This is a genomic window from Bradyrhizobium sp. CCBAU 45394 (assembly GCF_028128655.1).
Classification (GTDB): domain Bacteria; phylum Pseudomonadota; class Alphaproteobacteria; order Rhizobiales; family Xanthobacteraceae; genus Bradyrhizobium; species Bradyrhizobium diazoefficiens.
Genome location: NZ_LBIX01000163.1, coordinates 42,432 through 55,095 on the forward strand (window position 1 = coordinate 42,432; position 12,664 = coordinate 55,095).

Below are 12,664 nucleotides of genomic sequence, written 5' to 3' on the forward strand. Positions count from 1 at the left end.
TGCAACGCTTCGTTCGAGACGCCCGCCCGGGGGGCGAGCCCTCAGGTGAAGCCGTAGCTTGCGGCGACCCTCTCAACCCGTCGAGAATCGGAAGCGGAAACAACGATCTACGAGCGGTGAACGTCCGGCGTGATCGATGCGACCAAGCTCAGGACAAGGGCCTTCAGCCCAGTGATCTCGTCGAGATGGGAATCCGCACATGAAAAGCCGAACGCTCGGTGCTTTGCTTATCGGCGGACTGGTCGCCGCTACGGCCGTGCTGGCAAGCCCGGTCGCGGCCAGCCTCGGCCGGTACAGCGAGGCGGACAGCATCCGGTTCGGCTGGAGTCGCACCACCGGCGTGAACGACTATCTTGACGAAACGGGGTGGGCGGTCCGGGGCCATGACACTCCGGATAATTTCGTCGAACGACTGCTCAGCATCCCCGTCGGAGCGGTCGCACGGGGCGCAGGTGCGGGTTTCGAAGCCAGGGTTTTCCAGGGCACCGGTCTGCCACTGCCGGAGAGCTGGAGCATCGCTACGGCGAAGAATTCGCCGTTCATCACGTCGGTCTACGCCGAGACCCCGCGCGATCTCGCGGCGGTGCTCGGCTTCTATCGCGCCGAGCTCGGCAAGCGTGGCTGGATCGAGACGGTGGTCGAACCAGACCGGGCGGTGATCACCTTCACGACGCCCCGTGGACCGGTCCTGCTCCGGCTTTCCCGTCAGAACGACAGGACAATCGCCGAGCTTTCGCTGCGCAAGCCGGGTATCGCGAATGCCGGCCTCCTGCCGAGGCCGAGGCAGGCAAAGCTGATGCTCGGCAACGAGTCGGACGAGGGGGCGGTCATCACCGTCGCCGACCAGACCATCAAGCTGGCGGCGCACGCCGGCGAGAACTTGACGAACTCCGACGGTGCCGCAGCCGAAATACCGGACAGTCAGAAGATCGATCTGCCGCCCGGCAAATACAAGGTCACGCTCAAGGTCGACGGCGGTGCGGCAGCGAGCCGGGAGTTCGAGGTCGCGGCCAACGAGACCTGGGGTCTGCTGGCCGGCACAGACGGCGTCCTGCTGCCGATGCGGCTTTATTGAAGCGCATCGGCCTCTAGCCGTTCGCAAACTCCGGCATCCAGTCGCGCAGCTTTCGCGCGGCGCCTGTCACGTCAGCGATCGTCCGAAACGCCCCCGTCTCCACCATCATCGCCCTCGCCAGCCGCACCGCGCGGGCCTCGCTGATCGCCCGCTTCTTCGGGTCTTCGATCAGCTCGAAATCGATGTTGTGGGCGAGGCCGAAGATGCGGCGAATGGTCTTGGCCGCGGCGAAGCCAATCGTGTCCGCGAACAGGCGCTGCATATAGGCCTGCCGCTCCGCCTCCAGGCGCGCGGCGCCCTTCTCGCCGGCGAAGAGCGAGACCGGATAGGCATCGCCCGAAGCACCGGCGCGCCAGAAGTCGAGGAATTTGCCGGCGAATTCGGTCCAGACCCGCTCGACCGTCTCCAGCACCCAGCCCTCGAACGCGGCCCGCTCGCCCGGCGCGCGCTCGTGACCGGCGGAGGCGAAATAGGCCATCAGCAGATTGGCGAGCACGGCGCCGACGTCGAACCCCATCGGGCCGTAGAATGCGAATTCCGGGTCGATCACCCGCGTCTGGCTGCCCGTGACCATGATCGAGCCGGTGTGGAGATCACCGTGGAGCAGCGCCTCCGGGCTTGCCATGAACTTCAGCTTCAGCCGGGAGATCGCGACATGCAGGTCCATGTCGTCGCGCAACGAGGCGGCCAGGCCGTCGAGGTAAGGCGCGGTCCAGCGGTTCTGCTCGGCGATGCGGTAGGGATCGGTGAAGATCAGGTCCTCGGTGATCTTGCACAGCGCATGGTTGCCGGCGAACGCGGCGATGCCCTCTTTCTTCTCGGCCGCGGACAGCGCGAGGTCTGAGGTGAAGAACAGCGTGCGCGCCATGAAGGTGGTGATGTCGCCCGCGAAGCGCGGGTATTGCGTCGCCGCGACCAGCCCCTTGCGCATGATGATGTGGGGCTCGAGCAGCTCCATCACCGTCAGCGCCAGCTTCTCGTTGTGATGCAGCAGCGCCGGCACGAGGCCGGGCGCGAGCTCGGCCTGCCGCGACAAAGCGAGATATTCGTAATGGGCCCGCGACAGCGGCAGCGGCCAGCTCTCGCCGACGAGACGGACATAGGGCAGCGCCTGCTTCACGGCGACGCCGCCGCGGTCGCCCTTGACGATGAAGACGAGATTGAGATTGCCGTCGCCGACCTCGGTGATCGACCAGGACACCGGCTCGGCGCCGAGCAGCGCCGCGATGTCCGGCAGGCCCGCGAGATAGTCCCGCAGCGCCGCCTCATGCAGAATCCGATAGTCCCCTGCCCGGTCCCCGGTCATGACGATCCTACCCCATAACTATGGGCCGGATCGTTACTCCCGCTCCAGGAAGCTCGAGCCGATCCCGGCCTTTCTCTTGATCGGATCGTAATCGCAATAGACGCCGTCCGCCACCAGCGTGTAGCTGGCGCTGACGTTGTATTTGTCCAGCTTGACCGAGTTCAGCCCGATCACCGAGGTGCTCTTGCCGCCGTTCCACTTGAACGGCGTCGAGCTCTTGGCCTGCTCGCAGGCCATCACGGCCTCGTTGAAGACATAGCCCTCGACGAACGCCTTCAGCGTTCGCACCTGGACGGCCATCTTCCACTCGAAATAGCCGATGGCACCAAGACCGGCGACGATCAGCACTAGAAGCGCAACGACGATCCTCTGAAAAGTCATTCGTTCCCCCAAAACAATATCGTCAGCAAAGAACGTCTAGAACGGCATGCCCATCAATTTCGACAGGCGTTCGATCGAGAGATAGCCGGCGTGATAGGCGGCAAGGCCCGCGCCGTAGATGATCGCCGAGATGATCGTGGTCCAGATCAGCTTGCGTCCCATCCGCGTCAGGATCGGCGCACCGGGATCGGTGCCGGGCGCGCCCACGCCGTCCTCGTGCTGGCTGCGCACGCCGAACGGCAGCGTCAGGAACAGCGCGACCCACCAGATGACGAAGTAGATCGCGATCGCGGTCGATATCTGGATGGCCATGGGACGGCCTTACGCCTGCTCGATTTCGACCAGCGCGCCGGAAAAGTCCTTCGGGTGCAGGAACAGCACCGGCTTGCCGTGGGCGCCGATCTTCGGCACGCCGTCGCCGAGCACCCGGGCGCCCTCCTTCACCAAGGTGTCGCGCGAGGCGATGATGTCCACGACCTCGTAGCAGACATGGTGGATGCCGCCGTCCGCGTTGCGCTCCAGGAACTTTGCGATCGGAGAAGCTTCGCCGAGCGGCTCGATGAACTCGATCTTGGTGTTGGGCAGTGTCGCGAACACCGTGGTGACGCCATGCTCGGGCAGCGCGACCGCCTCCGAGATCTGCGCCCCGAACGCGGCGCCGTAGATTTTTGCAGCCTTGACGGCATCCTTGGTCGCGATCGCGACATGGTTGAGCCGACCCAGCATGTTTCTCTCCCTCAGAGCACGATCCGGAAAAGCGTGAAGCGCCTTTCCGAAAAGACCATGCCTCAATCAGACTGTCAGCACATGTACCAGACAGGCGGGCTTTTTGCCCCAATGTTCGTTGATCACGGCCCGGACCGCGCGTCGCACCGACTCGGCCAGCGCGTCCGGATCGCGGCGGCGCGCTTTCGGCAGCCCCTCGATCGTGGACATCACGGCCTCGAAGACCAGGTCGTCAAAGGCCTCGCCCGCCCTGTTCTTCTCGGGAACGCCGACGAGATCGACCTCGGGTTCGTCGACAAGCTCGCCTTGCGCGGTCATGGCGATGGCGACGAAAGCGCAGCCGGAAAAGGCCATGCGGCGGCGTTCGACCACCGCGCGGGACTTGGAATCCTCCAGGATCGTGCCGTCCTTGTAGAGACGGCCCGAGGGCACCTCGCCGACGATGCCGGGATCGCCGGGACCGAGCTTGACGAGGTCGCCGTTGCGGCAGACCAGGACGCGCGGCACGCCGGCGGCGCGCGCGAGCTTGGCGTGCTCGTGCAGGTGCAGGGCCTCGCCATGGACGGGGATCAGGAGCTGCGGACGCACCCAGGCGATCATGTCGCGCAGCTCGTCGCGGCGGGGATGGCCGGAGACGTGGACCAGGGCGTCGCGATCGGTGATGACCTCGACGCCCTGGAGCACCAGGTTGTTGATGATCGAACCGACCGCCTTCTCGTTGCCGGGAATGGTGCGCGAGGAGAAGATCACGCAGTCGCCGCGGTTGAGCGTGATCTCCGGATGGTCGTCATTGGCGATGCGCGCCAGCGCCGCGCGGGCCTCGCCCTGGCTGCCGGTGCAGAGCGCCAGCACCTTGTCCTGCGGCAGATGGCCGTAGACGTCGATCGAGCGGAAGTTCTGCACCCCGTCGAGATAGCCGGTCTCGCGCGCGACCTGCGACACGCGGTCCATGGCGCGTCCGACCACGACGACCTCGCGATCGGCGGCCCGCGCCGCATCCGCCACCGCCTTGATGCGCGCGACGTTGGAGGCGAAGGTCGTCACGGCAACCCTGCCCTTGGCGGCCTTGACCAGCCCGGCGATGGTCCTGGCAACCTCGGCTTCGGAGGGCGAGCGGCCGTCGCGCACCGCGTTGGTGGAATCGCCGATCAGGGCGAGCACGCCCTCGTCGCCCAGTTCGCGCAGCCGCTTTTCGTCGGTCGGGCGGCCGATGATCGGGGTCGGGTCGATCTTCCAGTCGCCGGTGTGCAGCACGATGCCGGCTTCGGTATGGATGGCCAGCGCGTGCGACTCCGGTATCGAATGCGCGACCGGGATGAACTCGACGTTGAACGGGCCGATATCGACGCGCCCTCCCGACGGCACCACCGTCACCGGGATCTTCGGCGCGTTGCGCTCGGCGGCACATTTGGCCTCGAACAGCGCGGCGCTGAACTGGGTCGCATAGATCGGGCATTTCAGCTTCGGCCAGAGGTCGATGATGGCGCCGAAATGGTCCTCATGGGCGTGGGTCAGCACCAGGCCCATCAGGTTCTTGCGTTCCTTCTCCAGGAAGCTGATGTCGGGCATGATCAGGTCGATGCCCGGCAGATGCTCCTCGTCGCCGAAGGAGACACCGAGATCGACCGCGAGCCACGCGCGCTGCTGGCGGTTGCCGAGGCCGTAGATCGACAGGTTCATGCCGATCTCGCCGACGCCGCCGAGCGGCGCAAAGACCAGTTCGTCAGGCTTCGCCATCACGCAGCTCCCACTGAGGCGGCCGAGCCGAAGAACACCTCGCCGGCCGCCACCGGCAGGCGTCGGCCGTCAGCAGTGCGGACGATCAGGCAACCGGCGTCGTCGATCGTGTCGAAAATGCCTTCGAGCGTCGTCGTTCCCGTGTTGATCGCAACCCTCTCGCCGAGACCGGCGGCCCGCACCAGCCAGAGCTTGCGGATCTCGGCAAAGCCGCGGCCATTGTCCCAGATGCCGCGGAACTCGACCCAGGCATCGGACAGGGCGGAAAACAGCTCCTCCGCGCTGATCTGGACGCCAAGCGCGGCCAGCGACACCGCGGGCGTCGGCGTGCCCTCCGGCGCGGCGACGACGTTGGTGCCGATGCCGACGACGACGGCGAGGCGGTCTCCGATGACTTCGGCCTCGAGCCCGATCCCGACGAGCTTCTTGCCGTCGGCAAGCACGTCGTTCGGCCATTTTAGGGCGTAGCGGGGACGGCCCTCGCCGAGGCGCAGCGCGGCCTCCAGGCTCACCTTCTCGAGGGCCGCCTCCTCCGCGAGCCCCGCCGCAAAGCCGAGCGTGGCCGCGACGGCTGGCGGAACAGTCATGACTTCGAGGATGCTGGCGGCAAGATTGCCGCGCGGCGCGATCCAGGCGCGCTGGCGCCGGCCGCGGCCGGCGGTCTGCTCCGATGTGACGAACCACATCGGGCCGGGTTCGCCGCCCCTGGCGTGCTCGATCGCTTCGGTATTGGTCGAGCCGGTCCGCTCGAAAGCCGCGAGCTTGTAGCCCGCCGAGAGTGCGCGAGGACCGAGCGCGAACCCCATCCTAGAACAGCGACTTTGCGGCGGCGGAGGCGACGCTCACCACCGGGCCCGCGAACAGCGCGAACAGGATGTTGAACAGGCCCGCGACCGCCAGCACCGTCTTCACCTCGACGCGCACCGGGTCGACCTGGCCGGCCGGCTCGTCGAAATACATCGTCTTGACGATGGCGAGATAGTAGTAGGCGCCCACCACGCTGGAGAGCACGCCGATCACGGCGAGCGTGAACAGGTTCGCCTTGATGGCCGCGACGAAGACGTACCATTTGGCGAAGAAGCCGGCGAGCGGCGGAATGCCGGCGAGCGAGAACAGCAGCATCGCGAACATGAAGGCGAGCAGCGGATTGGTACGCGAGAGACCGGCGAAATCGCTGATCTGCTCCACGGCCTGGCCGTTGCGCTTCATGGCGAGGATGATCGAGAACGAGCCGAGCGTCATCGCGACATAGATCACGATGTACATCAGGACGCCCTGCGCACCCTCGACGGTGCCGGAGGCAAGGCCGACCAGGGCAAAGCCCATGTGGCCGATCGAGGAATAGGCCATCAGGCGCTTGATGTTGCTCTGGCCGATCGCGGCGAAGGAGCCGAGCGCCATCGAGGCGATCGCCACGAACACCAGGATCTGCTGCCACTGCGAGACGATGCCCGGGAAAGCGGTGAGCGTGACACGGGTGAAGACGGCGAGCGCGGCCACCTTCGGCGCCGAGGCGAAGAAGGCGGTGACCGGCGTCGGGGCGCCCTCGTAGACGTCGGGCGTCCACATGTGGAACGGCACGGCCGAGACCTTGAAGCAGAGCCCGGCGAGCAGGAAGACGAGACCGAAGACGAGGCCGACATTCGCGGTCGTCGCGGTTGCCGCGATGCCGGTGAAGCTGACCGTGCCGGTGAAGCCATAGACCAGCGAGGAGCCGTAGAGCAGCATGCCCGAGGACAGCGCGCCAAGCACGAAGTACTTCAGGCCGGCTTCGGTCGACTTGGCGTTGTCGCGGTTCGAGCTCGCCACGACGTAGAGCGCCAGCGACATCAATTCGAGGCCGAGATAGAGCGAGATCAGATCGCCGGCCGAGATCAGCACCATCATGCCGAGGGTCGAGAGCAGTACCAGGATGGCGTATTCGAAGATGCGGCGCGACGGGTCGGACAGGAACTCGGTCGACAGCACCAGCGTCACCGCCGAGCCGATCAGGGCCAGGATCTTCATGAAGCGGGCGAAGTCGTCGACGATGAAGCTGCCGCCGAAGGTCACCTGCTTGCCCGCGGGCAGCATGTATTCGAGCACGCCGACCACGATCAGGAGCAGGATCGCCAGCGTCGTGACCGTCTTTGTGGTCTCCTGCCCGCGATACGCGCCGAGCATCAGAAGCGCCATGGCGCCGACCGCGAGCACGAGCTCGGGCAGCACCGGCGCCAGTTGATAACCTGCAGTCTCAAAGCTCATGGCGATATCCTGACCTGCCCGATCAATGGAGCAGTGCGGCGGCCTTCACGGCCGTCACAGCGGTGTTGTAATTGTTGACGAGTTGCTGGACCGAGGCCTCCGACATGTCGAGCACCGGCTTCGGATAGACGCCGAACAGGATCGTCAGCGCGATCAGCGGGAACAGCGTCAGGCACTCCCGGAAGGTGAGATCCTTGATCGTCATCAGCGACGGCTTGACCAGCGTCCCGAACACGACCTTGCGGTAGAGCCAGAGCGCGTAGCACGCCGACAGGATCACGCCGGTCGAAGCGAAGAACGCGGTCGGGATTGAGGTCTTGAAGGTGCCGAGCAGCGTCATGAACTCGCCGACGAAGCCGGACGTGCCGGGCAGACCGACATTGGCCATGGTGAAGACCATGAAGGTCAGCGCGTAGAGCGGCATCCGGTTGACGAGGCCGCCATAGGCCGCGATCTCGCGGGTGTGCATGCGGTCGTAGACGATGCCGACGCAGAGGAACAGCGCGCCGGAGACGATGCCGTGCGAGATCATCTGGAACACGCCACCGGCGACGCCCTGCAAGGTGCCGGCGAAGATGCCCATGGTGACGAAGCCCATATGCGCCACTGAAGAGTACGCGATCAGCTTCTTCATGTCCTCCTGCATCAGCGCCACCAGCGAGGTGTATATGATGGCGATGACCGAGAGCGTGAAGATCAGCGGCGCGAAGTCGTGCGACGCGAGGGGGAACATCGGCAGCGAGAATCGCAGGAAGCCGTAGCCGCCCAACTTCAAGAGGATCGCGGCCAGGACCACCGAGCCGGCGGTCGGCGCCTCGACATGCGCATCGGGCAACCACGTGTGCACCGGCCACATCGGCATCTTCACCGCGAAGGATGCGAAGAAGGCGAGCCACGCCCAGGTCTGCAGCGACCGCGGCACGGCTGTGTGCATCAGGGTCGGGATGTCGGTGGTGGCGCCGTTCCAGTACAGCGCCATGATGGCGAGCAGCATCAGGACCGAGCCGAGCAGCGTGTAGAGGAAGAACTTGAACGACGCGTAGACCCGGCGCGGGCCGCCCCAGATGCCGATGATCAGGAACATCGGGATCAGGCCGCCTTCGAAGAACAGGTAGAACAGCACGAGATCGAGCGCGGCGAAGGTGCCGACCAAAAACGTTTCCAGGATCAGGAACGCCATCATGTATTCACGCACGCGGCTCGTGACCGATTTCCAGCTCGCGATGATGCAGATCGGCATCAACGCGGTGGTCAGGATCACGAAGGGCAGCGAAATGCCGTCCACGCCCATGTGGTAGGTGATGCCGGTGGCGAGCCAGTTCGCCTTCTCGACGAACTGGAAGTCCGCATTCGAAGGATCGAAGCGCATGACCAGGATCACCGACACCGCGAAGGTGATCAGCGTGGTCCACAGGGCGATCCAGCGCGAGTTGCGCCGCGCCGCCTCGTCGTCGCCGCGGGTGAGATAGACGATCAGCGCGCCGACCAGCGGCAGGAACGTGGTGACCGATAGAATGGGCCAGGTCGTCATTTACTGGCCTCCAAAGCCGAACATGAACCAAGTGATCAGGCCGGCGACGCCGATCAGCATGGCGAATGCATAGTGATAGAGATAGCCGGTCTGGATCTTCACGACGTTGCGGGTGACGTCCAGCACGCGGGCCGAGACGCCGTCGGGACCGAGGCCGTCGATGATGAAGCCGTCGCCCTTCTTCCAGAGCTGGTAGCCGATCCACTTCGCCGGACGGACGAAGATGACCTCGTACAGCTCGTCGAAGTACCATTTGTTGAGCAGGAACTGGTACAGCATCGGCTGCGTGTTCGCGAGCTCGACCGGCAGATACGGCCGGCGGATGTAGAACAGGTACGAGACCAGGAAGCCCAGCACCATCATCACCGTCGGCAGCAAGGCGATGGTCTCGGGGATGTGGTGCATCTCCTCGATGATGTGCGGGTTCATCTTCACGGACTCGCGGAAGAACTCCTCGACGCCGTGACCGGCGAACAGCTCCTTGAACGGGAAGCCCGCGACGATCGAGCCGACCGCGAGCACGCCGATCGGGATCAGGATCCAGAGCGGGGCCTCATGCGCGGCTTCATAGTGATGCTCGTCATGCGGCTCGCCATGGAAGGTCTTGAAGATCAGGCGCCAGGAGTAGAACGAGGTCAGGCCGGCGGCGACGACCGTCATCAGGAAGCCGTAGATCGCGAACGGATTGTGCGAGGCGTAGGCTGACTCGATGATCGCATCCTTGGAGAAGTAGCCGGCAGTGAGCGGGAAGCCGGTCAGGGCCAGCGTGCCGACCACCATCACCGCGTAGGTGTAGGGGATCTTCTTCCAGAGGCCGCCCATATTGCGGATGTCCTGCTCGTGGTGCATCGCGTAGATCACCGAGCCGGAGCCCAAGAACAGCAGTGCCTTGAAGAAGGCGTGCGTGAACAGGTGGAACATGCCGACCGAATAGGCCCCTGCTCCCATCGCCACGAACATGTAGCCGAGCTGCGAACAGGTCGAGTAGGCAACGATGCGCTTGATGTCGTTCTGGACGAGGCCGATGGTCGCGGCGAAGAACGCCGTGGTGGCGCCGAAGAACATCACGACGGCCTGCGCGTTCGGGGCGAGCTCGAACAGCGGCGACAGGCGTGCCACCATGAACACGCCGGCGGTGACCATAGTCGCGGCGTGGATCAGCGCGGAGACCGGGGTCGGGCCTTCCATCGCGTCCGGCAACCAGGTGTGCAGCAGGAACTGCGCCGACTTGCCCATCGCGCCCATGAACAGCAGGAGGCACGTCAGGGTCAGCGCATCGGCGTGCCAGCCGAGGAAGTTGATGGTCTTGCCGGTGAGGCCGGGCGCGGCGTGGAAGATCGTCTCGAAATCGGTCGAGCCGACCAGCATGAAGATCGCGAAGATGCCGAGTGCGAAGCCGAAGTCGCCGACGCGGTTGACCACGAAGGCCTTGATGGCGGCGGCGTTCGCCGACGGCTTCTGGTACCAGAACCCGATCAGCAGGTAGCTGGCGAGACCCACGCCCTCCCAGCCGAAGAACAGCTGCACGAGGTTGTCCGCCGTCACCAGCATCAGCATGGCGAAGGTGAACAGCGAGAGATAGCCGAAGAAGCGCGGCCGGTACGGATCCTCGTCCATATAGCCGATGGAATAGAGGTGCACGAGCGAGGACACGGTCGTCACCACCACCAGCATCACGGCGGTGAGCGTGTCGACCCGCAGCGTCCAGTAGACCTGGAGGTCGCCGGAGAGGATCCACGGCAACAGCGGGATCCGCATGTCGTGGTGCATGAAGCCGACATCGACCAGCGTCATCCAGGACAGCACCGCCGACACGAACAGCAGTCCCGTCGTGATCAGCTCCGCCGCGCGCGAGCCCGCCGCTGCAGGCTCGACCGGTCCGTGGTCATCGTGAGCGTGATCGTCGTGGCCATGGTCGTCATGGGCCGCGGACGCATGCGCATCGCCGTGACCGTGGTCGCCGTGATGCTCGACCTCGTCGCCTGAGGGGTTGCGGGCATGAGCGCCGAACAGCGCAATCAGGCCGGCCAAGATGGCGCCCAGGAGCGGCAGGAATACGATTGCCTGAACCATGACTGAGCTCAGCCCTTCATCAGATTGACGTCCTCAACCGCGATTGAGCCGCGGTTGCGGAAATAGACCACCAGGATGGCGAGACCGATCGCGGCTTCGGCAGCAGCGACCGTCAGCACCAGAAGCGCGAAGACCTGGCCGACGATATCGCCGAGGAAGGTCGAGAACGCCACGAGATTGATGTTGACCGAGAGCAGGATCAGCTCGATCGACATCAGGATGACGATGATGTTCTTGCGGTTCAGGAAGATGCCGAGGATCCCGAGTGTGAAAAGGATCGCGCCGACCGCCAGATAGTGTCCGAGCCCGATCGTCATTTCACCCACTCCGCCGCATCGGCATCCGAGAGCCCCTGCCCCGGCGCCACCTTGCGCATCGCCATCGCCATGTCGGGCGTGCGCGCGTTCTGAACGTTGATGTCCTGCCGCTTCACGCTCACCTTGTGCCTGAGCGTCAGCACGATGGCACCGATCATGGCGACCAGCAGCACCATCCCCGCGAGCTGGAAGTAGTAGACGTACTTCGTATAGAGCACGAGGCCGAGCGCCTCGGTGTTGGACACGTTGGTCGGGATCGCCGCCGTGATCGTCTTGGAGACGCCGGGGTTGATGACCCAGAAGCCGACGGTGAGCAGCAGCTCGAACAGGAAGATGCCGCCGATGACGAGGCCGACCGGCAGGTACTCGATGAAGCCCTCGCGCAGCTCGAGGAAGTCGACGTCGAGCATCATGATCACGAACAGGAACAGCACCGCGACCGCGCCGACATAGACGACGATCAGCATCATGCCGAGGAACTCGGCGCCCATCAGCACGAACAGGCCGGAGGCGTTGACGAAGGCCAGGATCAGGTACAGCACGGAGTGCACGGGATTGCGCGAGACAATCACCATCACCGCCGAGGCGACACAGATGCCGGCGAAGAGATAGAAGAACAGCGCGGGAAGGATCATTGGACATTCCCCGTCATTCCGGGGCGCGGGCAAAGCCCGCGAACCCGGAATCTAGAGGTTGTGGCGCGAGATTCCGGGTTCGCGCTTTGCGCGCCCCGGAATGACGAGGAGGTGGCGGGAAGGATCATGCTCTCATCTCACCGGTACGGCGCGTCGAGCTCGATCGCTTTCGCGATCTCGCGTTCCCAGCGGTCGCCGTTGGCGAGCAGCTTGGCCTTGTCATAGAACAGTTCCTCGCGGGTCTCGGTCGCGAACTCGAAGTTCGGACCTTCGACGATGGCGTCGACCGGACAGGCCTCCTGGCAGAGGCCGCAATAGATGCACTTCACCATGTCGATGTCGTAGCGCACGGTGCGGCGGGTGCCGTCGTTGCGGCGCGGACCGGCCTCAATGGTGATGGCCTGGGCCGGGCACACAGCCTCGCACAGCTTGCAGGCGATGCAGCGTTCCTCGCCGTTGGGATAGCGGCGCAGCGCGTGCTCGCCGCGGAAGCGCGGCGAGATCGGGCCCTTCTCGAAGGGATAGTTCAGCGTCGGCTTCGGCTGGAAGAAATAACGCATGGCGAGGAAGAACGCCGAGACGAATTCCGACAGCAGAAGCGAGCGTGCAGTGGCGTTGATGTTGATACCCATGACGGCC

The 12,664-nt window shown here is 64.9% G+C and carries 13 protein-coding genes; 1 reads left to right on the plus strand and 12 read right to left on the minus strand.

Annotated elements, in window-relative coordinates:
- Positions 1–199: 199 nt before the first annotated feature.
- Positions 200–1,075: a hypothetical protein gene (locus tag WN73_RS20890; protein WP_028171721.1), complete on the plus strand. Its 876-nt coding sequence runs from the start codon at positions 200–202 to the stop codon at positions 1,073–1,075.
- A gap of 13 nt (positions 1,076–1,088) precedes the next feature.
- Here WN73_RS20890 and mtnK read toward each other — a convergent pair whose 3' ends face one another.
- From mtnK to nuoI, 12 genes are all read right to left on the minus strand, one after another.
- Positions 1,089–2,381, minus strand: coding sequence for an S-methyl-5-thioribose kinase (gene mtnK / locus WN73_RS20895; protein WP_028171720.1), 1,293 nt, complete (start codon positions 2,379–2,381; stop codon positions 1,089–1,091).
- A 33-nt stretch (positions 2,382–2,414) separates the two neighbouring features.
- Positions 2,415–2,762 carry a hypothetical protein gene (locus WN73_RS20900; RefSeq protein WP_011087666.1) on the minus strand — a complete coding sequence of 116 codons (348 nt, stop codon included), beginning with the start codon at positions 2,760–2,762 and terminating at the stop codon, positions 2,415–2,417.
- Between the two features lie 36 nt (positions 2,763–2,798).
- A complete protein-coding gene (locus WN73_RS20905) occupies positions 2,799–3,074 on the minus strand; it encodes a DUF1467 family protein (RefSeq protein WP_011087667.1) in 276 nt (91 codons plus the stop codon).
- Between the two features lie 9 nt (positions 3,075–3,083).
- Positions 3,084–3,488, minus strand: coding sequence for a methylmalonyl-CoA epimerase (gene mce, locus WN73_RS20910; RefSeq protein ID WP_011087668.1), 405 nt, complete (start codon positions 3,486–3,488; stop codon positions 3,084–3,086).
- A gap of 66 nt (positions 3,489–3,554) precedes the next feature.
- Entirely contained in the window at positions 3,555–5,225 is a 1,671-nt protein-coding gene (locus WN73_RS20915; RefSeq protein WP_028171719.1) for a ribonuclease J, read from the minus strand.
- Entirely contained in the window at positions 5,225–6,031 is an 807-nt protein-coding gene (locus tag WN73_RS20920) for a biotin--[acetyl-CoA-carboxylase] ligase (RefSeq protein ID WP_028171718.1), read from the minus strand. The genes WN73_RS20915 and WN73_RS20920 overlap by 1 nt, the downstream gene beginning before the upstream one ends.
- Position 6,032: 1 nt before the next feature.
- Positions 6,033–7,469 carry an NADH-quinone oxidoreductase subunit NuoN gene (gene nuoN / locus WN73_RS20925; protein ID WP_011087671.1) on the minus strand — a complete coding sequence of 479 codons (1,437 nt, stop codon included), beginning with the start codon at positions 7,467–7,469 and terminating at the stop codon, positions 6,033–6,035.
- Between the two features lie 22 nt (positions 7,470–7,491).
- Entirely contained in the window at positions 7,492–9,000 is a 1,509-nt protein-coding gene (locus tag WN73_RS20930; RefSeq protein ID WP_028171717.1) for an NADH-quinone oxidoreductase subunit M, read from the minus strand.
- Entirely contained in the window at positions 9,001–11,073 is a 2,073-nt protein-coding gene (gene nuoL / locus WN73_RS20935) for an NADH-quinone oxidoreductase subunit L (RefSeq protein WP_161534773.1), read from the minus strand.
- 8 nt (positions 11,074–11,081) lie between these two features.
- A complete protein-coding gene (gene nuoK / locus WN73_RS20940) occupies positions 11,082–11,390 on the minus strand; it encodes an NADH-quinone oxidoreductase subunit NuoK (RefSeq protein WP_008547737.1) in 309 nt (102 codons plus the stop codon).
- Positions 11,387–12,025, minus strand: a complete 639-nt coding sequence (locus WN73_RS20945) for an NADH-quinone oxidoreductase subunit J (RefSeq protein ID WP_028171715.1) — start codon at positions 12,023–12,025, stop codon at positions 11,387–11,389. The genes nuoK and WN73_RS20945 overlap by 4 nt, the downstream gene beginning before the upstream one ends.
- 137 nt (positions 12,026–12,162) lie before the next feature.
- Positions 12,163–12,651, minus strand: coding sequence for an NADH-quinone oxidoreductase subunit NuoI (gene nuoI / locus WN73_RS20950; RefSeq protein WP_026232873.1), 489 nt, complete (start codon positions 12,649–12,651; stop codon positions 12,163–12,165).
- Positions 12,652–12,664 lie beyond the last annotated feature (13 nt).